8 protein-coding genes are annotated in these 23,716 nt (G+C 72.3%); 6 read left to right on the forward strand and 2 right to left on the reverse strand.

Going from position 1 to position 23,716, the window contains the following annotated elements; genetic code table 11:
- Nucleotides 1-59: 59 nt before the first annotated feature.
- Together ABZS97_RS16665 and ABZS97_RS16670 are read right to left on the reverse strand one after the other, a co-directional pair.
- On the reverse strand, nucleotides 60-272 hold the full coding sequence (locus tag ABZS97_RS16665) for an MbtH family protein (RefSeq protein ID WP_356138288.1): 213 nt from the start codon (nucleotides 270-272) through the stop codon (nucleotides 60-62).
- 45 nt (nucleotides 273-317) lie between these two features.
- A complete protein-coding gene (locus ABZS97_RS16670; RefSeq protein ID WP_356138289.1) occupies nucleotides 318-617 on the reverse strand; it encodes a hypothetical protein in 300 nt (99 codons plus the stop codon).
- Nucleotides 618-868: 251 nt separating this feature from the next.
- Here ABZS97_RS16670 and ABZS97_RS16675 point away from each other — a divergent pair, with 251 nt between their 5' ends.
- From ABZS97_RS16675 to ABZS97_RS16700, 6 genes are all read left to right on the forward strand, one after another.
- Nucleotides 869-1,372, forward strand: coding sequence for a cobalamin B12-binding domain-containing protein (locus tag ABZS97_RS16675; RefSeq protein WP_356138291.1), 504 nt, complete (start codon nucleotides 869-871; stop codon nucleotides 1,370-1,372).
- Nucleotides 1,369-2,796, forward strand: a complete 1,428-nt coding sequence (locus ABZS97_RS16680) for a methylaspartate mutase (RefSeq protein WP_356138293.1) — start codon at nucleotides 1,369-1,371, stop codon at nucleotides 2,794-2,796. Before ABZS97_RS16675 ends, ABZS97_RS16680 begins: the two co-directional genes overlap by 4 nt.
- On the forward strand, nucleotides 2,793-3,809 hold the full coding sequence (locus ABZS97_RS16685) for an asparagine synthetase A (protein WP_356138295.1): 1,017 nt from the start codon (nucleotides 2,793-2,795) through the stop codon (nucleotides 3,807-3,809). The genes ABZS97_RS16680 and ABZS97_RS16685 overlap by 4 nt, the downstream gene beginning before the upstream one ends.
- The gene (locus ABZS97_RS16690) at nucleotides 3,806-5,074 is read left to right on the forward strand and encodes a glutamate synthase-related protein (protein WP_356138297.1); all 1,269 of its coding nucleotides are present in this window, start codon (nucleotides 3,806-3,808) and stop codon (nucleotides 5,072-5,074) included. The genes ABZS97_RS16685 and ABZS97_RS16690 overlap by 4 nt, the downstream gene beginning before the upstream one ends.
- A gap of 131 nt (nucleotides 5,075-5,205) precedes the next feature.
- On the forward strand, nucleotides 5,206-16,587 hold the full coding sequence (locus tag ABZS97_RS16695; protein WP_356138300.1) for an amino acid adenylation domain-containing protein: 11,382 nt from the start codon (nucleotides 5,206-5,208) through the stop codon (nucleotides 16,585-16,587).
- On the forward strand, nucleotides 16,584-23,681 hold the full coding sequence (locus ABZS97_RS16700) for an amino acid adenylation domain-containing protein (RefSeq protein WP_356138302.1): 7,098 nt from the start codon (nucleotides 16,584-16,586) through the stop codon (nucleotides 23,679-23,681). Before ABZS97_RS16695 ends, ABZS97_RS16700 begins: the two co-directional genes overlap by 4 nt.
- Nucleotides 23,682-23,716 lie beyond the last annotated feature (35 nt).

Consider the following 23,716-nt stretch of genomic DNA (forward strand, 5'->3'; position numbering starts at 1 on the left):
CACAAACGCCTGACTGGCTGGATTCCTCCAGCCCGTCAGGCGTTTGTGAATGCGCTGATTCAGCCCGCCAGCGCGGCGACCACCGAACGCGGGCGCATGTCCGTCCAGTTCGCCTCGATGAATTCCATGCACTCCTGCTTTCCGCTCTCCTCCTTGGCCGTCTCCCAGCCCGCCGGCTGCTCGATCCGCGCCGGCCAAAGGGAGTACTGACCCTCGTCGTTGACCAGAACGACATAGCTGCCGTTGGAGTCCTCGAACGGGTTCGTCGCCATGATGTCCACCTCTGCGAAGTGCGAAGTCGGGTTGTGGAGAAGACGCTAGATCCGCACGGCCGCCGCGCCGGGCAGCGAGCCAGGCAGTTGGGCGGCAACCCCGCCGCGATGGGCGCTGGTGACCGCGATCCCGGTGGCCACCGTGGCCGCACGGACCGCCGCGAGCGCGTCGCGCAGCAGCTCGGTGCGCTCCTGAGGCAGCTCGGAGAGCCCCGGCCGGCCTGCCCGTATGAGAGTCAACGCGGCTTCGAAGACGGCTACTTGAGCCTCGCCGAGCGCTTCGTTGCGGTCGATGCGCTCGCGTGCCCGGTCCAGCACGTACTCCAGGGTGTCCGTGTCCGCCATGGCGTGACTCCTCGGTCGGTCGTACCGGTGGGTTCTGCACCCCACCGATGGGTTCCTGCACCCCACTATTCGCGGCCGAAGAGCGGCCCGGCGGCAGCCGGCGCACAACTGCTGCCTACCTGCCTGCCGGTTGCCGCCGGGGACGCCGGAAACGGCCACGGCGCGAATCTACGGTGATGTCCGAAAGGAAGTTCCGGACCCACCGGAAACTCCTTCTCCCCTGTCATCCGATGATGTGGACGAAGCGAACAATGAAGCCTGTGGAATGGGCGGCTCGCCCTCGATCCGGGCCGCTGGACGTCGTCGTTACCGGACTGCCGTCCGATGCGCACACCTGGAACCTCGTATTCATCCAGTTGCTGCTCGAAGACCTCGGGCACACCGTCGTCAACCTGGGGCCGTGCATTCCCCGGGACGAAATCGTCGAGTCCTGCTGCAAGTTCCAGCCCGACCTGCTGGTCGTCAGCAGTGTCAACGGGCACGGCTTCAACGACGCGGGACCGCTCATCGAGGCCGTCCGGTCGCGCTGGGAGCTGGCGGGCCTGCCCGCCGTCATCGGCGGCAAGCTCGGGGTGTCGGGCGGTGGCAGGCAGGAGCAGGCCGCGGAGCTCATGCGGGCCGGCTTCGACGCCGTCTTCCAGGAGGGCGTCGACTTCGCCGCCTTCGAGTCCTTCGTCGGCTCGCTGCCGCGGACCTCCGGGGACCGGACCCCGCTGCCCCGGGCCCGCGCCCTGGCCGAGGAGGTGGCCCGATGACCGCCCCGGTCCAGCCCCGCCCCGCGGAGCGCACCGCCGTGCACCGACGCCCGCTGTCCTTCGGCAGGTTCGTCGCCGAGGCGCAGGCACGCGGGGCGCTCGTGGTGCAGCCGCGGATGGGATTCTCCGACCCCTCGCTGATGCGGGCGGGCCTGGTCGCCACCAAGAACGCGGCGGACCCGGTCGTCGGCACCGTCACGATCGACAGCTACACCAGGGTCGGTGACGAACCGTCAGCCGTGCTGGCACTGCACGAGGGCGTCCCGCTGAACGGGTTCCCGATCACCTCCTACAGCCCGCACACCGCGAGCTGGGTCCTCGACGGGGTCCGCGACGCAGGGTTCCCGGTACAGGTGCGGCACGGCTCGGCGCGCCCCCAGGGCATCGTCGCCGCACTGGCGCAGCTCGGCCTCGACGCCACCGAGGGCGGCCCCGTCTCGTACTGCCTGCCCTACGGGCGTACCCCGCTGCTGGACTCCGTGCGCAACTGGCAGGAGAGCTGCGAGGCACTGGCCGCACTGCGCGCCCACGGCACGGAACCGCACCTGGAGACGTTCGGCGGCTGCATGCTCGGCCAGCTGTGCCCGCCGGGGCTGCTGGTGGCGATCAGCGCGCTGGAAGCACTGTTCTTCCACCGGGCGGGCCTGCGCAGCATCTCGCTCAGCTACGCGCAGCAGACCAGCGCCGAGCAGGACCGCGAGGCCGTGCACGCGCTGCGACGGCTGGCCGGCGACCTGCTCCCCGACACCGACTGGCACATCGTCCTCTACACCTACATGGGCCTGTACCCGCGGACCCGCGAAGGCGCCCTGGACCTCCTCGAACGCTCCGCCGAGCTGGCCGTGGACACCGGCGCGGCCCGGCTGATCGTCAAGACGACCGCCGAGTCGCACCGTATCCCGACGGTCGCGGAGAACGTCGAGGCCCTGCGCACCGCCTCCCGGGCGGCGGCCCTGCACCGGGCACAGCTCGTCCGACGCGGCACGGCCCCCCGTCCGATCGCCGGACCGGACCGCCTCGCCGCGCTCGCCGACGTGTCCGACAACCCCGTCTACGCCGAGGCCCGCGCGCTCGTCGAGGCCGTACTCGCCCTCGACGCGGACATCGGACAGGCGCTCTTGAAGGCGTTCGCGCGCGGTCTGCTCGATGTCCCCTACTGCCTTCACCCCGACAACGCGGGCCGCACCCGCAGCCGTATCGACCGCTCCGGCCGGCTCGTCTGGTCGGAGATCGGGGCGATGCCCATCGGCCATGTCTCGCGGCGCGGGGGTCGGCTGACCGCGGCGGGTCTGTACGACGCGCTGTCGTTCGTGCAGCGCCGCCACGACCGCACCCTCGCCTCGACCCCCATCCGGAGCACTCTTCCCGCGGCGTCCCGGCGCCCGTCGGACTCACGGCAGCACACCCAGGAGGTAGCACCATGACCAGCACGTCCGCCGGACTCGACGGCCGCACGCCGCCCTCGTTCCCGTCCTCCCCCGACCAGCACCTGCTCAACGAGAGCACGCGCGCCACGCTGCGCGTGCAGAGCCGGATGCTGGCCGCCACCCGCGCGTTTTTGACCGGACAGGGCTTCCAGGAACTGCTGCCGCCGGTCATCGGGCCGGTCACCGACCCGGGCATCCGCGGCTCCAAGCAGGTCGACGTCGACTTCTACGGCCACAAGTACAAGCTGATGACCAGCGCGATCCTCTACAAGCAAGCGTCCCTGCTGGCCTTCGACAAAATCTTCTACATAGCCCCGAACGTCCGTCTGGAGCCCCTGGAGACGGCCGTCACGCACCGCCATCTCGCCGAGTTCCACCAGATCGACGTGGAGATACGCGACGCCCGCCGCGAGGACGCGATGGAGGTCGCCGAGCGGCTGGTGGCGTATGTCGTCGACGAGGTGGTCCGGGAGCTGCCGGGCGAGCTGGAGCTGCTCGGCCGGGACCGCGACGCCTTCCGCGAGGTGGTGGTGGGCGCGTTCGCCCGCACCACCCACAAGGAGGCCACCGCCGACCTGATCGCGCTCGGCCATCCGCAGGACCCCGGCGCCGAGATCGACTGGCAGGGCGAGGAGATCATCTCCGCCAAGACCAGCCGCCCGTTCTTCGTCACCGACTACCCGAAGGGCTCGCGCGGCTTCTACGACCGCGAGGACCCCGAGCAGCCTGGTGTACTGCGCAACTTCGACCTGATCGCCCCGGAGGGCTACGGCGAACTCGCCAGCGGCAGCGAGCGCGAGCACGACTACGCGGCGCTCGTGACGCGGATGCGGGAGACCGGCGAGAACCCCGCCAAGTACGGCTGGTACCTGGACCTGGCCCGCCGCGGCATCCCCGCCAGCTCCGGCTTCGGCATCGGCCTGGAGCGCCTCACCCGCTACGTCACCGGCCGCACCGCCGTCTGGGAGGCCAGCGCCTACCCGAAGCTTCCGGGAGTGGTGTCCGCGTGAGCACCGTACTGAGCGCCGCCGGGTTCCCCGAGGAACAGGTGCGGCACCGGGCGCGGCACGGGGCGGCGGGCGCGTTCCCCGCCCTGGACGCCTACGGCAGCGGCCTGCTGGGCGCCGAGCCCGCCGGATCGGACCCCGGCGACCTGCTGGAGCGGGCCCGGATCGTGCCGCCGGTGTTCATGCCGGAGCGGCTGAAGAAGCTCATCGACCTGGCTCGCGAGCCGCTCTACACGGACGTCGAACTCGACACCGTGGTGGGCGGGTTCGCCTCCCGGCTGCCGCTGTACGTGTCGGCGTTCGGCTCCACCCAGGTCGCCAGCCGCGACCTCGGCGAGGCCGCCGGGCGGCAGGCGGGACGGCTCGGCATCCCGATGGTGATCGGCGAGAACGTGGTGCCGGTCAACGGCTACCGCGCCGCTTCCGACGGCGGTGTCTCCCCACTGCTGGGCCGGATCGCCGCGTACGCGCAGGCATCGAAGGACGCGTACGGCGGTGTCGTCGTCCAGCAGTCCACCGAGGACGCGGACGCCGAGGTGTGGAACCTCCTCTACAGCGACCCCGTCTGCGAACCGCTGCTGGCCTCCGGCCGCCTCGCCTTCGAGCTGAAGGTCGGCCAGGGCGCCAAGCCGGGCCTCGGCGGACTGACCGTGCTGGGCCGCGACGCCGCCGCGCGGGTCGCCGAACAGTACGCCACCGACCCGGTGTTCGGCGCCGGCAGCGACCGCGTCCTGCGGATCAGCAGCCCCGGCACGTTCACCGAGGAGATCCTGCGCCAGCAGATCCGGCTGATGCGCAACAACTTCCCGCGCGTGAAGGTGTGGGTGAAGCTCCACCCCGGGCGGGACGTGGCCCTCGCGGCGGCCACCGCCTGGGCGGCCGGCGCGGACTCCGTGACGGTCGACGGCGCCGAGGGCGGCACCGCCTGGGCGCCCAGCGGGTTCCTCGGCCAGGTCGGGCTGCCGCTCGGCGAGTGCCTGACCCGGATCGGCCGCACCGGGAACTGCCTGCTGGCCAGCGGGCGGATCTGGGAGGGGACCCGGGCCGTCAAGGCGCTCGCGCTGGGTGCCCATGCGGTCGGGCTCGGCCGGGCCGCCCTGCTGGCCGTCGACGAGGACGCCGAGGACGGGCTCGTCCGACTCGTCGAGAGCATCGCCCTGGAGCTGCGGCTGCTGATCAGCGCCGTCGGCAAGTACCGCGTCGACGCGCTGGACGCCGAGGACGTGCTGCTCCCCCCGGAGGCGGCGCCGCCCGCGCGGGCCGGGTGACCGCCCAGGCCGGGTGAACTCCCGGTCGCTCCCTACGACTTGGCAAGACCCCGCACATTCCCCGTCGTGGCTCCGTCGGTCTCCCGGCACGCCGCGAGACCAGCCAACCGAGCTTCCAAGAAGGTGTCGAGATGTCCCAGCAGCAAGCCGGCCCCGCTCTGCCCCCCGGCGCCGACGGCGTGCCGGCCCGCGTCACCGCGTACAACGACACGGCGGTGGACCTTCCCGTCGGCCCGCTGCACGAGCTGTTCGCCGCCCAGGCCGCCCGCACCCCCGACGCGATCGCCCTGGTCCGCGGGGAGCGCGAGCTGACCTACCGGGAGCTCGACGGCGCGGCCAACGCCCTCGCGAGGGAGCTGATCGCCGCGGGCGTCGGCCCCGGCGACGCGGTCGGGCTGCTCTTCGACCGGTCGCTCGCCTACGTCGTCACGGTCCTCGCGGTCCTCAAGAGCGGCGGCGTGTACGTGCCGCTGGACCCGCGCCAGCGTGCCGAGCGCCAGTCCTGGATCCTCGACAACACCTCCGCCGTACTGCTGGTCACCGACCGCCCGGCCGACGAGACGGAGTTCGCGGCCCACCTTCCCGCGCTCCGCCTGAACGACGAGAGCGTCACGGCCTACGGCCCGGCCGACGCGCCCGGCGTCACGGTCCACCCCGACCAGGCGCTGTACGTGATGTTCACCTCCGGCTCCACCGGCACCCCCAAGGGCGTCGTCAACACCCACCGCAACGTCGTCGAACTGGCCCTCGACCCCGGCTTCGGCACCGCCGCCCACGAGCGCGTCCTCGCCTACTCGCCGCTGGCCTTCGACTCCTCGACGTACGAGCTCTGGGTGCCGCTGCTGCGCGGCGGCCTCGCCGTCGTACTGTCCTCCCCGAAGATCGACATCGGTGAGCTGGGCGAGGCGATCGCCCGGCACGACATCACCGCCGCGTACTTCACCACCGCCCTCTTCGACGCCATGGCCAGCGAGGCCATCGAGGGCCTCGCCCGGCTGCGGGAGATCTGGACCGGCGGCGACGTGCTCTCCGCGACCGCCCTGCAGAACGTCCTCGACCGGTGCCCGGACACCACGGTCATGCACGTCTACGGCCCCACCGAGGCCACCGTCTTCTGCAGCTACCAGGCCTTCACCCCCGAGGTGCGCACCCTGGAGCGGCTGCACCTGGGCATCCCGATGGCCAACACCGCGATGTACGTCCTCGACGGCGAGCTGCGCCACACCGCCCCCGGCGAAACCGGTGAACTCTACGTCGCCGGACGGCACTTGGCGCAGGGCTACAGCCAACGCCCCGACCTGACCGCCGAGCGCTTCACCGCCGACCCGTACGGCCCGGCCGGCAGCCGCATGTACCGCACCGGCGACCTGGCCGCCTGGAACGAGCACGGCGAGATCGTCTTCGGGGGCCGCGCCGACCAGCAGATCAAGCTGCGCGGCAACCGCATCGAGCCCGGCGAGATCGAGTCGGTCCTCACCTCCCACCCCTCGGTCGCCCAGGCCGCCGTGATCGTCCGCGAGGACCGCCCCGGCGACAAGCGCCTGGTCGCCTATGTCGTCCCGGCCGTCGAGGGTGTCATCGACGCCGCCGAACTGCTGCGGTACGCCGGCCAGGAGCTCGTCGAGTACATGGTCCCCTCGGCGCTCGTCCCGCTGGGCACCCTGCCGCTGACCCCGAACGGCAAGCTGGACCGGCGCGCACTGCCCGCCCCCCGGGCCGGCGCCACGGCGAACGGCCGGGCACCGCGCAACGGCGTCGAGGAAGTGCTGTGCGGCCTGTTCGCGCACGCGCTCGGCCTGCCCTCGGTCGGCATCGACGACGACTTCTTCGCCCTCGGCGGCCACTCGCTGCTCGCCACCCGCCTGGTCAGCCGCGTCCGCACCGCACTGAAGGCCCAGCTCTCGCTGCGGGAGTTCTTCAAGTACCCGACCGCGGCCCTGCTCGCCGAGTACATCGCCGCGGACGGCGGCGAGTCGGCTCGCCCCGAGCTGACGGCGACCGAGGAGCGCCCGCGGCTGCTTCCGCTGTCGGCGGCCCAGCAGCGGCTGTGGTTCCTGGACCAGCTGGAGGGCCCGTCGGCGACGTACAACATCCCGCTGGCCGTGCGCGTGCGCGGCTCCCTCGACACCGGCGCCCTGGCGACCGCGTTCACCGATGTGGCCGGCCGCCACGAGAGCCTGCGCACCGTCTTCGGCACGGCCGAGGGCCAGACCTACCAGCGGGTGCTGCCCGCCGACGCGGTCCGCGTCGAGCTGCCGCTCACCCCCGCGACCGACGCGACCCTGGCGGACCTGCTCGCCGCCGAGGCCGCCCGGACCTTCGACCTGGCGGGCGAACTCCCGCTGCGGGCCCGGCTGTTCGAGCTCGACGAGCAGGACCACGTGCTGCTCGTCGTCATGCACCACATCGTCTCCGACGGCTGGTCCTACCAGCCGCTGATGCGCGACCTGAGCACCGCCTACGTCACCCGCTCGCGCGGGCAGCGCCCGGCCTGGGAGCCGCTGCCGGTCCAGTACGCCGACTACGCCCTGTGGCACCACGACCTGCTCGGCGACGCGGCCGATGAACAGAGCGTCGCCGCCCGTCAACTCGCCTACTGGAAGCAGGCGTTGGCAGAGCTCCCGGAGGAGGCCACGCTGCCGGCGGTCCGGCCGCGCCCGGCGGTCGCCTCCTACCGCGGCGCCACCCACACCGTGCACTGCCCGCCCCAGGTGCACGCGGCGCTGGCGCGGCTGGCCCGCGAGTCCGGCGCCTCGGTGTTCATGGTCGCCCAGGCCGCCGTGTCGACGCTGCTCTCGCGCTCCGGGGCCGGCCAGGACATCCCGCTCGGCTCGCCGATAGCGGGCCGCACGGACCAGCAGCTCGACGACCTGGTCGGCTTCTTCGTCAACACCCTGGTGCTGCGCACCGATCTGAGCGGCGCCCCGAGCTTCCGCGAGCTGCTGACCCGGGTGCGCGAGACCGACCTCGCCGCCTGGGCCCACCAGGACCTGCCCTTCGACCGGCTGGTCGAGGCCGTCAACCCGGACCGGTCGGCGGCCCGCCACCCCCTCTTCCAGGTCATGCTGACGCTGACGGACGCGGCCACGCCGACCCTCGTCTCGGACGGCCTGGACACGCACGCCGAGTTCACCTGGCTGCAGGCCGCCAAGTTCGACCTCACCTTCTCCTTCGCCGAGCACCGGACGGCGGACGGCGAGGCCGGCGGCCTGGACATCACGGTCGAGTACGCCACCGACCTGTACGACGCCCGCACGGTCGAGGCCACCGCCGAGCGGCTCGTACGGCTGCTGGTCGCGGCGGCCGAGGCGCCCGATCTGCCGGTCGCCGAGCTGGAGTTGCTGTCCCCGGTCGAGCGGAAGCTGCTTCTTGAGGAGCTGGCGGGCCCGGTCACCGACACGGCGGCGGCAGCGGGGCTCGGCGACCTGTTCGCCGCCCAGGCCGCCCGGACCCCGGACGCGGTGGCCGTCGTCCACGGCGGCGAGGAGCTGACGTACACCGAGCTGAACGACCGGGCGAACCGTACGGCGCACCGGCTGATCGCGGAGGGCGTGCGGCCCGGCAGCCGGGTCGCCCTCTTCCAGGAGCGGTCCGTGCACTCGGTCGTCAGCACGCTCGCCGTGGTCAAGGCCGGGGCGGTGTACGTCCCGCTCGACACCCGCTACCCCGTCGAGCGCATCCAGCTGATCGTCGCCCAGTCGAGCATCGGTTACTTCCTCACCGACACCGACCTCCCGGACCTCCAGCTCCCGGCCGACGCCCGCCTGTTCCGTGTCACCGAGCTGCTCGACGGCACGGACGCGAGCGATCCGGCGGTGCGGGTCCATGCCGATCAGCCGGTGTACGCGATGTTCACCTCCGGCTCGACCGGTGTCCCCAAGGGCGTCGCGGTCACCCACCGCAACGTCGCCGACCTCGCCCACCAGAAGATGTACGCGAACGGCAACCACCAACGGGTCCTGTTCCACTCCCCGATGGCCTTCGACGCCTCCACCTACGAGATGTGGGTCCCGTGGCTCACCGGCGGCGCACTGGTCGTCGCCCCCGCCGGACACCTCGACCCCGCCGCCTACCAGCAGCTCATCGCCGAACACACCATCACCGCCCTCTGGTTGACGGCAGGACTCTTCCGGCTCATCGCCGAAGAAGCCCCAGCGGCCCTCGCCGGTGTCCGCGAGGTCTGGGCCGGCGGCGACGTCGTACCGCCCGAGGCCGTCCGCCGGGTGATGGACCACAATCCTCGGATCACCGTCGTCAACGGCTACGGGCCCACGGAGACGACCACCTTCGCGGCCACGCACCACATCCGCCGCCCCTTCGACTACACCGGCCCCGTCCCCATCGGCGAGGCCCTCGACAACCACCGCCTCTACGTCCTCGACGAGCACCTGCGGCTCGTCGCCCCGGGCACCCCGGGCGAGCTGTACATCGCGGGCGCCGGTCTCGCCCAGGGCTACCTGGACCGGCCCTCCCTGACCGCCGAGCGGTTCGTGGCCGACCCGTTCGGCCCCTCCGGTGCCCGTATGTACCGCGCCGGTGACCTGGTGCGCTGGAACGAGCGGGGCTCCCTTGAGTACCTCGGGCGGGCCGACCAGCAGGTCAAGCTGCGCGGCTTCCGCATCGAGCCCGGCGAGATCGAGAGCGTGCTCGCCGGTCACGGCTCGGTCGCGCAGGCCGTCGTCACCGTCCGCGAGGACCGGCCCGGCGACAAGCGCCTCGTCGCCTATGCGGTGGCCGCCGGGGAGAACGGCGTCGACACGGCGGTACTGCGCCGGCACACCGCCGACGCGCTGCCCGAGTACATGGTCCCGGCCGCCTTCGTGGTGCTGGACAAGATCCCGCTGACCAGCAACGGCAAGGTGGACCGCAAGGCCCTGCCCGCACCGCAGCTCGGCAACGACACCGCCGCCGGGCGCGCACCCCGCACTCCGGTCGAGGAGGTGCTGTGCGGGCTGTTCGCCGAGATCCTCGGCCTGCCGTCCGTCACCATCGACGACCACTTCTTCCACCTGGGCGGACACTCCCTCCTCGCCACCCGGCTCATCAGCCGTATCCGGCAGGCCTTCAGCGTGGGGATCACCGTCAAGGACCTCTTCCAGGGACCGACCCCGGCCGCGCTCGCGGAACTTGTGGAGCTACGCAGCGGGGAGGACGTACGGCGGCCGGTGCTGAAGGAGGTGGCACGGCCGGAGCGGGTGCCGATGTCGTTCGGGCAGCGCAGGCTGTGGTTCCTGGACCAGCTGGAGGGGCCGTCGGCGACGTACAACATCCCGCTCGCCCTGCGGCTCACCGGAGCCGTGGACACCGAGGCGCTGCGGCTCGCGCTCACCGACACCGTCGTACGCCACGAGAGTCTGCGGACGCTGTTCTCGGTGGCGGAGGACGGAGAGGCCGGGCAGCTGGTGCTGCCCGCCGGGGAGATCCGCCTGGACCTCCCGGTCACCCCCGCCGACGAACACACCCTGGACGCGCTGCTCGGCGCGGAGGCGGCCCGCACCTTCGACCTCGCCGCCGACCTCCCCGTACGGGCCTCCCTGTTCGGCACAGGACCGCAGGAACACGTGCTGCTCGTGGTCATGCACCACATCGTCTCCGACGGCTGGTCCACCGCCCCCTTCCTTCGCGATGTGGCGACCGCCTACACCGCCCGGGTCGCGGGCCGGGCACCCGAGTGGCAGCGGCTCCCGGTCCAGTACGCCGACTACACCCTCTGGCAGGAGGAACTGCTCGCGACGGACGGTGAACGGCAGGCCGAGTTCTGGCGGCAGACGCTGGGCGAGCTGCCCGAGGAGGCGACCCTCCCGGCCGACCGGCCGCGTCCGGCGACCGCGAGCTTCCGGGGCCGTACGCACGGCGTGCAGTGCCCGCCCGCGCTGCACGAGGCGCTGACCCGGCTGGCCCGGGAGACCGGGACGACCCTGTTCATGGTGGCGCAGGCCGCGGTGGCGACCGCGCTGGCCCGCTCCGGCGCCGGCACGGACATCCCGATCGGGGCGCCCATCGCGGGCCGCACCGACCAGCGCCTCGACGACCTGGTGGGCTTCTTCGTCAACAGCCTGGTGCTGCGCACCGACGTCGAGGGGGACCCGTCCTTCCGTGAGCTGCTCGACCGGGTCCGGGAGACCGACCTGGCGGCCTGGGCCCACCAGGACCTGCCGTTCGACCGGCTCGTCGAGATCCTCAACCCCGAGCGCAGCACCGCCCGCCACCCGCTCTTCCAGGTGGCCCTCACCCTTCAGGACGCGGCCAAGCCGGTCCTCGAACTCCCCGGCGTGCACACCGAGTCGGGCTTCACCCCGCTGGAGATCGCCAAGTTCGACCTGACCTTCTCCTTCCACGAGCACCGGGCGCCCGACGGCCGGCCGGGCGGCATGGACCTGGCCATCGAGTACGCGACGGACCTGTATGACGCCCGGACCGTCGAGGGGCTCGCGGACCGTCTTCTGCGACTGCTCGAAGCGGCCGTCTCCGACCCGGAACTGCCCGTCGGACAGCTGGAGTTCACCGGGCCCGAGGAGCGGGAGCGGCTGCTGGAGCTGGGCGCCGGCCCGGTCACCGACGGCGCTCTGCCGGACGCGGGCCTCGCGGAGCTGTTCGCCGCGCAGGTGGCCCGTACGCCGGACGCGGTCGCGGTGGCGTGCGAGGAGCGCACCTTCACCTACGCCGAACTCGACGCCGAGTCCGACCGGTTCGCGGACCGGATCATCGGCCTCGGGGTCGGCCCCGAATCCGTCGTCGCCCTGATGATGGAGCGCTCACCCGACCTCCTGGTCGCCATGCTCGCGGTCGTGAAGGCGGGCGGCGCCTACGCGCCCCTCAACCCGGCCGACCCGGACACCCGGCACGTCCAGATCCTCGACGAGCTCGACGCGCCGGTCCTGATCACCGACCGGGCGCTGGCCGACCACCCGCTGGTTCACCGGGCGCAGGCCCGGGACCTGGTCGTCGAGGCCAAGGACCTCGACGGCCGCCCCGCGACCAGGCCCAGCGGCCCCACCCACCCCGACCAGTGGCTGTACGTCATGTTCACCTCGGGCTCGACCGGCGTCCCGAAGGGCGTCGCCGTCACCCACCGCAACGTGGCCGACCTGGCCCGCCAGCGGATGTACGCGGGCGGCGCGCACCAACGGGTCCTCTTCCACTCCCCGCACACCTTCGACGCCTCCACCTACGAGATCTGGGTGCCGTGGCTGACCGGCGGCACGGTCGTCGTGGCGCCCCGGGGCCACCTGGAGACCGGCACGCTGAGCGAGCTGATCACGGGGTACTCGATCACGAGTCTGTGGCTGACGGCGGGGCTGTTCCGGGTGATGGCCGAGGAGGCCCCGGAGGCGTTCGCGGGGCTCCGGGAGGTGTGGGCCGGCGGGGACGTCGTACCGCCCGAGGCCGTCCGACGGATCCACGAGCACTGCCCGGACACGACCGTCGTCAACGGCTACGGGCCGACCGAGACCACCACCTTCGCCGCCACCCACCGCATCCGCCGCCCCTTCGACCACCAGGGCACGGTCCCGATCGGCGAGGCCCTCGACAACCACCGCCTCTACGTCCTCGACTCCGCGCTCCGGCTCGTTCCGGCCGGTGCTCCCGGTGAGCTGTACATCGCCGGGGCCGGTCTGGCGCGCGGCTATGTGGGCCGCCCGTCGCTCACCGCCGAGCGGTTCGTCGCCGACCCGTACGGCGAGCCGGGCGCCCGGATGTACCGCACCGGGGACCTGGTGCGGTGGAACCACGAGGGCTCGCTGGAGTACCTCGGCCGGGTCGACCAGCAGGTCAAGCTGCGCGGCTTCCGCATCGAACTCGGCGAGATCGAGACCGCGTTGACGGGCCATGAAAGCATCGTGCAGGCCACGGTGATCGTCCGCGAGGACCGGCCCGGGGACAAGCGGCTCGTCGCCTACCTCGTGGCCGGCGAGGGCGGCGTCGACCTGAACGACCTGCGCCGGCACGTCACTTCGGCAGTCCCCGAGTACATGGTCCCGTCGGCCTTCGTGCTCCTCGACGCGATCCCGCTGACCGCCAACGGCAAGATCGACCGGCGCGCGCTGCCCACCCCGCAGGTCACCCACGACGTCACCGGACGCGCCCCGCGCACCCCTCAGGAAGAGGTCCTGTGCGGTCTGTTCGCGGCGGTCCTCGGGCTCCCGTCGGCCACCATCGACGACCACTTCTTCCACCTGGGCGGCCACTCCCTGCTCGCCACCCGGCTCATCAGCCGTATCCGCCAGGCCTTCGGCGTCCAGCTCGGCGTCAAGGACCTGTTCCGGTACCCGACCGTGGTCGCGCTGTCCGAGCGGGTGACGGAGGGCAGCGGTGAACTTCCGCGGGCCGCGCTGACCCGCGCACAGGAGCGCCCGGAGCGAGTGCCGCTGTCCTCGGCCCAGCAACGCCTGTGGTTCCTGGACCAGATGGAGGGCCCGTCGGCGACGTACAACATCCCGATGGCGCTGCGGCTGAAGGGCGACCTCGACACCGAGGGCCTGCGGCTCGCGGTGAGCGACGTGGTCGCCCGCCACGAGAGCCTGCGGACCGTCTACCCGACCCATGAGGGCAAGGCGTACCAGTCGGTGCGGGAGGCCTCCCCGGTCGACCTGCCCGTCGTCGCGGTCACGGAGGACGCGCTCGCCGGACGGCTGGCCGGCCTCTCGGCCGCCACCTTCGACCTGTCCAGGGACATCCCGCTCCGCGCCCACCTGCTGGCCCTCGGCGACCAGGAGCACATCCTGCTCCTGGTCATCCACCACATCGCCTCCGACGGCTGGTCCAACGCGCCGCTCTTCCGCGACCTGGCCGCCGCCTACGAGGCCCGTGTCCGGGACCAGAGCCCCGCATGGGAGGAGCTGCCGGTGCAGTACGCCGACTACACGCTGTGGCAGCAGCAACTGCTGGAGGGCGACGAGGAACGCCAACTCGACTTCTGGCGCACGGCGTTGGCCGACCTGCCCGACGAGGCCACGCTCCCGACCGACCGCCCCCGCCCGGCCACAGCCTCCTACCGCGGCACCACGCACACCGTCCACTGCGACGCCCCCCTGCACCAGGCCCTCGCCGCCCTGGCCCAGGACACCGGCACGACCTTCTTCATGGTCGCCCAGGCCGCCGTGTCGACCCTGCTCTCCCGCTCCGGCGCCGGACAGGACATCCCGCTCGGCTCCCCGGTCGCCGGCCGCACCGACCAGAAGCTCGACGACCTGATCGGCTTCTTCGTCAACACCCTCATCCTGCGAACCGACCTGACCGGCAACCCCACCTTCCGCGACCTGCTCACCCGGGTCCGCGAGAGCGACCTCGCCGCCTGGAACCACCAGGACCTCCCCTTCGACCGCCTGGTCGAGATCCTCAACCCCGAGCGCACGACCGCCCGTCACCCCCTCTTCCAGGTCATGCTGACGCTGGGCGACACCTCGGCCGACGCGCCCGAACTCCCCGCCCTGGAAACGGCGTACGAGTTCTCGAAGGTGGAGGTCGCCAAGTTCGACCTCACCTTCGGCTTCGCGGAGCACCGGGGTGCGGAGGGCGAGCCGGGCGGTCTGGACATCACCGTCGAGTACGCGACCGACCTCTACGACGCGAGCACCATCAAGGCAACGGCCGAGCGCCTCGTACGCCTCCTCGGCGAAGCCGTCGCGACGCCCGATCTGCCGGTCGCCGAGCTGGAGTTGCTGTCCGAGGGCGAGCGCACTCTTCTCCTTGAGGAGTTGGCGGGCCCGGTCACCGAGACCGTGGACGCCGGTCTCGGCGAGCTGTTCGCCGCCCAGGCCGCCCGGACCCCGGACGCGGTGGCCGTCGTCCACGGCGGCGAGGAGCTGACGTACACCGAGCTGAACGACCGGGCGAACCGGATGGCGCACCGGCTGATCGCGGAGGGCGTGCGGCCCGGCAGCCGGGTCGCCCTCTTCCAGGAGCGGTCCGTGGACGCGGTGGTCACGACGCTCGCCGTGGTCAAGGCCGGGGCGGTGTACGTGCCGCTCGACACCCGCTACCCGATGGAGCGCGTCCAGCTCATCGTCGAGCAGTCGGACGTCTCCTTCTTCGTCACCGACCGCGAACCCGGCGCGGTCCGACTGCCCGCGGGCGCCAGGCTGATCCCCGCCGGGCAGCCGGACCAGGGCGACGCAAGTGATCCGCGGGTGCGGGTCCATGCCGATCAGCCGGTGTACGCGATGTTCACCTCCGGCTCGACCGGTGTCCCCAAGGGTGTCGCGGTCACCCACCGCAACGTCGCCGACCTCGCCCACCAGAAGATGTACGCGAACGGCAACCACCAACGGGTCCTGTTCCACTCCCCGATGGCCTTCGACGCCTCCACCTACGAGATGTGGGTCCCGTGGCTCACCGGCGGCGCACTGGTAGTCGCCCCCGCCGGACACCTCGACCCCGCCGCCTACCAGCAGCTCATCGCCGAACACGCCATCACCGCCCTCTGGTTGACGGCAGGACTCTTCCGGCTCATCGCCGAAGAAGCCCCGGCAGCCCTCGCCGGGGTGCGTGAGGTCTGGGCCGGCGGCGACGTCGTACCGCCCGAGGCCGTCCGCCGTATCCACGAGCACTGCCCGGACACCACCGTCGTCAACGGCTACGGCCCCACCGAGACCACCACCTTCGCCGCCACCCACCACATCCCGCGCCCCCTCGGCAGCGCGGGCGCGGTCCCCATCGGCGAGGCCCTCGACAACCACCGTCTGTACGTGCTCGATCCACATCTCCGGCTGGTTCCGCCGGGCACCCCGGGCGAGCTGTACATCGCGGGCGCCGGTCTCGCGCAGGGCTACCTGGACCGGCCCTCGGGGACCGCCGAGCGGTTCGTGGCCGACCCCTACGGTCCGGCGGGCGGGCGGATGTACCGCACCGGCGACCTGGTGCGGTGGAACGACCGGGGTTCGCTGGAGTACCTCGGGCGGGCCGACCAGCAGGTCAAGCTGCGCGGCTTCCGCATCGAGCCCGGCGAGATCGAGAGCGTGCTCGCCGGTCACGGCTCGGTCGCCCAGGCCGTCGTCACCGTCCGCGAGGACCGGCCCGGCGACAAGCGCCTCGTCGCCTACCTGGTTCCGGCGCCGGACGGCGACGGCCTCGACGTCGAGGACGTGAAGCGGCGCACGGCCGGGGTGCTGCCCGAGTACATGGTCCCGTCCGCCTTCGTCCTGCTCGACGCGATCCCGCTGACCAGCAACGGCAAGGTGGACCGCAAAGCCCTGCCCGCACCGCAGTCCGGCAACGACGCCGCCGGCGGACGCGCGCCCCGCACCCCCAGGGAAGAAGTGCTCTGCGGGCTGTTCGCCGAGATCCTCGGCCTGCCGTCCGTCACCATCGACGACCACTTCTTCCACCTGGGCGGCCACTCCCTCCTCGCCACCCGGCTCGTGGGACGCATCCGCACCGTGCTGGCGGTCGAGGTGTCCGTGGCGACCCTCTTCGAAAACCCGATCGTGGCAACGCTCGTCGAGAAGCTCGACGGCGCCAAGGCCGCAAGGCCCACATTGCGGCCGATGCGCCGGATGGGAGCGACCAAGTGATCCCCTTGTCCTTCGCCCAGCAGCGTCTGTGGTTCATCGCGCAGATGGAGGGCCCCTCAACGACGTACAACATCCCGCTCGGCGTCCGGCTGACCGGCGAACTCGACTGCGGCGCCCTGCAGTCGGCGCTGATGGACGTGATCGGCCGGCACGAGGCACTGCGCACGGTCTTCCCGGACCAGGACGGCACGCCGTACCAGCACATCCTGGCCGAGGAGGAGGTGGAGCTCGACCTGCCGGTGGTCGCGGCCACCGCCGAGACCCTCTCCACCGTCCTCGCCGAGGAGTCCGCCCAGGTCTTCCACCTGGCGGTGGACCTGCCGGTGCGGGCCCGGCTGATCGCGCTCGGCGAGCAGGAGCACGTGCTGCTCGTGATCATGCACCACATCGTCACCGACGGCGGCTCGACCGCGCCGCTCCTCGGCGACCTGGCCACCGCGTACGGGGCGCGCGTCCAGGGGCAGGCGCCCGGGTGGGAGCCGCTGCCCGTGCAGTACGCCGACTACACGCTGTGGCAGCAGGAGCTGCTCGGTGAGGCGGACGACGCGGAGAGCGCCGGTGCCCTCCAACTCGCCTTCTGGCAGGACACGTTGGCGGAGCTTCCGGAGGAGGCCACGCTTCCCACGGACCGGCCGCGGCCGGCCGCCGCCTCCTACCGGGGTGCGCAGTGCACCACGCACCTGCCTGCCGACGCACACGCCGGACTCACCCATCTGGCACGGGAGTCGGGGGCGACCCTGTTCATGGCGGTGCAGGCGGCGGTCGCCACCGTGCTGTCCCGCTCGGGCGCCGGACTCGACATCCCGGTCGGCTCCCCGGTGTCCGGGCGCATCGACGAGGCGCTCGACGGTCTGGTCGGCTTCTTCGTCAACACCCTCATCCTGCGTACGGACCTGACCGGCGACCCCAGCTTCCGCGACCTGCTCGGCCGGGTGCGCAAGACGGACCTGGCCGCCTGGAACCACCAGGACCTGCCCTTCGACCGCCTCGTCGAGGTCCTCAACCCCGAGCGGTCCGCCTCCCGGCACCCCCTGTTCCAGGTGATGCTGACCCTCGGCGAGGCCGGTTCGGACGCGGTCGGCTTCCCCGGTCTGGACGCCCGCACCGAGTACAACGAGCTGCAGATCGCCAAGTTCGACCTGACGTTCGGCTTCGGCGAGCACCGCACCCGCGACGGGCGGCCGGGCGGCCTGGACATCACCATCGAGTACGCCACCGACCTGTACGAGGCGCGCACGATCGACGCGCTGATGGCCCGGCTCCGCCGTCTGCTGGAAGCGGTGCTCACCTCGCCCGACACCCCGCTGTCCGTCCTCGACCTGCTCGGCGAGCACGAGCGCCGGCAGCTCCTGGAGGAGTGGGCGGGCCCCGTCACCGGCGGCCCCGAGGCAAGCCTCGCCGAGCTGTTCGCCGCGCAGACCGCCCGCACCCCGGACGCCGTGGCCCTGGTGGACGAGTACCAGGACTTCTCCTACGGCGAGCTGGACGAGCTCACCAACCGGCTCGCCCACCACCTGATCGACCTCGGCGTCCGCCAGGGCGATGTGGTGGCCGTCCTGATGGAACGCTCGGCCGACCTGCTGACGGCGCTGCTCGCGGTGGTCAAGACGGGCGCCGTGTACGCGCCGCTGAACACCACCGACCCGGACACCCGGCTCGTCCAGATCCTCGGCGACACCGGAGCGCCGGTGCTGCTCACCGACGAGGCGATGTCCGACCACCCGGTGGTCGCCCAGGCCACCGCACAGGTCGTCGTCCTCGACGGAGCCCTCGCCCTCGACACCCTGCCCGCCACCGCCCCGGTGCCCGCCATCCACCCCGACCAGCCGGTGTACGCCATGTTCACCTCGGGCTCGACGGGCCTGCCCAAGGGCGTCACGGTCACCCACCGCAATGTCGCCGACCTGGCCGCGCAGAGCCGGTACGCGGGCGGCAACCACCGGCGGGTGCTGTTCCACTCCCCGGCCGCGTTCGACGCGTCGACCTACGAGATATGGGTCCCGTGGCTCAACGGCGGCACCCTCGTCGTCGCACCGCCCGGCCACCTCGACCCGGCGGGCTACCGGCGGCTGATCGACGACCACGGGATCACCAGCCTGTGGCTGACCGCGGGCCTGTTCCGGCTCATGGCCGAGGAGGCACCCGACGCCTTCGCCGGTGTCCGCGAGGTCTGGGCCGGCGGCGACGTCGTACCGCCCGAGGCCGTCCGACGGATCCACGACCACTGCCCGGACACCACGGTCGTCAACGGCTACGGCCCGACGGAGACCACCACCTTCGCCGCCACCCACCGCGTCCGCCGGGACGACGACTGCGCGGGCACGATCCCCATCGGCGAGGCCCTCGACAACCACCGCCTCTACGTCCTCGACCCCGGCCTCCGGCTGCTGCCGCCCGGCACCCCGGGCGAGCTGTACATCGCGGGCGCCGGTCTCGCGCAGGGCTACCTGAACCGCCCCGGCCTGACCGCCGAACGCTTCGTGTCCGACCCGTACGGAACGCCCGGCACACGCATGTACCGCACCGGCGACCTGGTCCGCTGGAACCATGAGGGCTCGCTCGAATACCTCGGCCGGGCGGACCAGCAGGTCAAGCTGCGCGGCTTCCGCATCGAACCCGGCGAGATCGAGAGCGCGTTGACCGCCCACGCGGACGTCGCCCAGGCCACCGTGACCGTCCGTGAGGACCGCCCCGGGGACAAGCGTCTGGTCGCCTACCTGGTGCCGGCCCCGGACGGCGACGGCCTCGACGTCGAGGACGTGAAGCGGCGCACGGCCGCGCTGCTGCCCGAGTACATGGTCCCGTCCGCCTTCGTCCTGCTCGACGCGATCCCGCTCACCACCAACGGCAAGATCGACCGGCGTGCGCTGCCCGCGCCCCAGCAGTCCCTGGACACCGGCGGCCGGGCACCCCGCACCCCGGCCGAGGAAGTGCTGTGCGGCCTGTTCGCCGCCGTACTGGGCCTGCCGTCGGCCTCCATCGACGACCACTTCTTCCACCGCGGCGGCCACTCCCTCCTCGCCACCCGGCTCATCAGCCGCATCCGTGCCGTGTGGGACGCGGAGATCACCATCCGGGACCTGTTCCAGTACCCGACGGTCGCCCAGCTCGCCGAGCGGCTCACGGCGGCGAGCGGCGACGCGCGGCGCCCGGCCCTCGTCCCCGAGGACCGCCCGGAGCGCGTCCCCCTCTCCTCGGCCCAGCAACGCCTGTGGTTCCTGGATCAGTTGGAGGGCCCGTCGGCGACGTACAACATCCCGATGGCGCTACGGCTGCACGGCCGGCTCGACCGGGAGGCGCTGCGGCTCGCGCTGAGCGACCTGGCCGGCCGCCACGAGAGCCTGCGCACCCTCTACCCGACCCACGAGAGCAAGCCTTACCAGCACGTCCGGCCGCCCCAGCCGGTGGAACTCCCGCTCACCGCGGCCACGACGGACACGCTGCCCGCGCTGCTGGGCGCGGAGGCGGCCCGCACCTTCGACCTGGCATCCGAACTCCCCTTCCGTGGCGGCCTGTTCAGGCTCGGCGAGCAGGACCACGTCCTCTCCCTCGTCATCCACCACATCGCCTCCGACGGCTGGTCCAACGCCCCGCTCTTCCGCGACCTGTCGGCGGCCTACGAGGCACGGACGCAGGGCCAGGCACCCGACTGGCAGCCGCTGCCGGTCCAGTACGCCGACTACACGCTGTGGCAGGAGCGCCTGCTGCGCGAGGACGAGGACCGCCAACTCACGCACTGGCAGCAGGCGTTGGCGGACCTCCCGGAGGAGGCCACACTCCCGACGGACCGCCCCCGCCCGGCCACCGCCTCCAACCAGGGCACCACCCACACCGTCCACTGCGACGCACGGCTGCACACGGCGCTCGCCTCCCTCGCGCAGGACACCGGCACCACGCTCTTCATGGTCGCCCAGGCCGCCGTGTCAGCCCTGCTGTCGCGCTCCGGCGCCGGACAGGACATCCCGCTCGGCTCCCCGGTCGCCGGCCGCACCGACCAGAAGCTCGACGACCTGATCGGCTTCTTCGTCAACACCCTGGTCCTGCGAACCGACCTGACCGGCAACCCCACCTTCCGCGACCTCCTCACCCGGGTCCGCGAGACGGATCTCGCCGCCTGGAACAACCAGGACCTCCCCTTCGACCGCCTGGTCGAGATCCTCAACCCCGAGCGCACGACCGCCCGTCACCCCCTCTTCCAGGTCATGCTGACGCTGGCCGAGACCTCCGCCGAAGCCCCCGGACTGGGCGATCTGACCGGCGAGTTCGCGTTCCCGGAGACCTCGGTCGCGAAGTTCGACCTGACCTTCGCGTTCGGCGAGCACCGCGGCGCGGACGGGGCGCCGGGCGGCCTGGACATCACCGTCGAGTACGCCACGGACCTCTACGAGGCGAGCACGATCGAGGCGACGGCCGACCGCCTCGTACGCCTCCTCGGCGAGGCCGTCGCGACGCCCGATCTGCCGGTCGCCGAGCTGGAGTTGCTCGCCGCCGACGAGCGGGACCGGGTCCTGGAGTGGAGCGGTGTCCCGTCACCGGCGCCCGGGCTGGGCCTGGACGGACTGTTCGCTGGGCAGGCCGCGCGGACCCCGGACTCCCTGGCGCTGGTCTTCGAGGACCAGCAGCTGACGTACGCCGAACTGGACATCTGGTCCAACCGGCTGGCCCGGCACCTGACCGCCCACGGGGTCACCCCCGGCAGCATCGTCGCCATCCACCTGGAGCGCTCGCCGCACCTGATCGCCTCGCTGCTCGCGGTGCTGAAGGCGGGCGCCGGCTACACGCTGCTGGACCCGCAGTTCCCCGCCGACCGCCTCACCACCGTCCTCAACCAGACCACTCCCTCCGCCCTGGTCACCCAGAGCCACCTGGTGGCGCTGCCCACCGAGGCGACACTGGTCGACCTGACGATCGACACCCCCGCGATCAGCACGCTTGCCGGGACGCCGGTGGAGACCGCCGGGCACCCGGAGTCCACCGCGTGCGTCATGTTCACCTCCGGCTCCACCGGCGTACCCAAGGGCGTGGCGGCCTCGCACCGCGCGCTGGCGGCGACGTTCATCGGCCCCGACTACCTCCACTTCGGCCCGGAACAGACCTACCTGCAGAGCTCCCCGGTCTCCTGGGACGCCTTCGCCCTGGAGGTCTTCGGCCCGCTGCTGCACGGCGGGGTCTGCGTCCTGCAGCCCGGCCAGCACACGGACCCGCACCAGATCGCGGAGCTGGTGGAACGCCACGAGATCACCACGCTGCAGATGTCGGCGAGCCTGTTCAACCACATGCTGGACGAGCACCCGGCGGTCTTCTCCCTCGTCCGGGAAGCCATGACCGCGGGCGAGGCGGCATCACCCGCGCACACCGCCAAGGCGCTCGCGGACCACCCCCACCTGCACCTGGTCAACGGCTACGGGCCCGCCGAGAGCATGGGCTTCACCACGGCGTACACGATCACGGAGGCGGCACCCGCCATCCCGATCGGCGGTCCCATCGCGGGCAAGCACGCCTACGTCCTCGACGAGAACCTGCGCCTGCTGCCGCCGGGCCTCCCCGGCGAGCTGTACGTCGCCGGTCACGGACTGGCGAACGGATACATCGGCCAGCCGGTCCTGAGCGCCGAACGCTTCGTCGCCAACCCGCACGGCACACCGGGCACGCGGATGTACCGCACCGGCGACCTGGCCCGCTGGTCCCGCGACGGCTCCCTCGAATACCTCGGCCGGGCAGACCAGCAGATCAAACTGCGCGGCTTCCGCATCGAGCCGGGCGAGATCGAGTCAGCGCTGCTCCGCCACCCCTGCGTCATCCAGTCCGCCGCGGTGATCCGCGAGGACAGGCCGGGCGACAAACGCCTGGTGGCGTACGTGGTGCCCACCGACGGTTCAACCGGGCTGGACCTGACCGAACTGCGCCGGCACGCGGCCGCAGCGCTGCCCGAGTACATGGTCCCGGCGGCGATCGTCCCCCTGGACGCCCTGCCCCTGACGGTGAACGGCAAGCTGGACCGCCGCGCCCTGCCCGAGCCGCCACAGGCCGAGGCGACCGGCGGCCGGTCCCCGCGCACCCCGGCGGAGGAGATCCTGTGCGGCCTGTTCGCGGCCACACTCGGAGTCGGCTCGGTCACCATCGACGACCATTTCTTCCACCTGGGCGGCCACTCCCTCCTCGCCACCCGTCTGATCGGCCGCATCCGCGGGATCTGGGACACCCCGGTCACCATCCGGGACCTGTTCCAGTGCCCGACACCGGCGCTGCTGGCGGAGCACATCGCGACACAGGCGGGCGGCAACCCGCTGGAGACCCTGCTCCCCATCAAGGCCGCGGCCACGTCCGGCCCCGACTCCTCCCAGCCCCCGCTGTTCTGCGTCCACCCGATCTCCGGGATGAGCTGGTGCTACGCCGGCCTGATGCGGCACCTGGGCGACCGCCCCCTGATCGGCCTGCAGGCACGGGAGTTGACGGACCCGGCGCTGCGACCGGCCGACATGGCGGAGATGGCGGACACGTACGTCAGCGAGATCCGCTCCGTCCAGCCGCACGGCCCGTACCACCTCCTGGGCTGGTCGTTCGGCGGCCTGGTCGCCCACGCGGTGGCGGCGCGTCTGGAGGAACAGGGCGAAGAAGTGGCCCTGCTCGGCCTGTTGGACGCCTATCCCCTCCCCGAGGGCTTCACCGCCCCCGCCATCACGGGCCGAGAGGTGCTCACGGCGTTCCTCGGCACCCGCGCCGCCGAACTGAACCCCGCCTGCGCCGACTCGGCCCCCGACCCCCTCGAACTGGCGGCCGTCCTGCGCCGCGAGGACCCGATCCTCGGCGCCCTGGACACGCCCCAGGCCACCGCCGTCGTCGACGCCACCGCGGCCCACCTCGCCATGCGCTACCGCTACACCCCCGACCGCCGCTTCACCGGCAACGCCGTCTTCTTCAACGCCCTCCGCACACCCGCCGCCCACACCGGCGCCGACTCCTGGGCCCCCTACATCCTCGGCCGCGTCGAGGAACACGACATCGACTCCGAACACTGGGACCTCACCACCACCGAGCCCCTGCGCGAGATCGGCAAAATCCTCGCCGAACAACTCCGCGGCGCCCACCACTGATCACTCCCACCACGCGAGAACGCCCGGCCCTGCCA

The organism is Streptomyces sp. NPDC005485 (assembly GCF_040606085.1).
Lineage (GTDB): Bacteria > Actinomycetota > Actinomycetes > Streptomycetales > Streptomycetaceae > Streptomyces.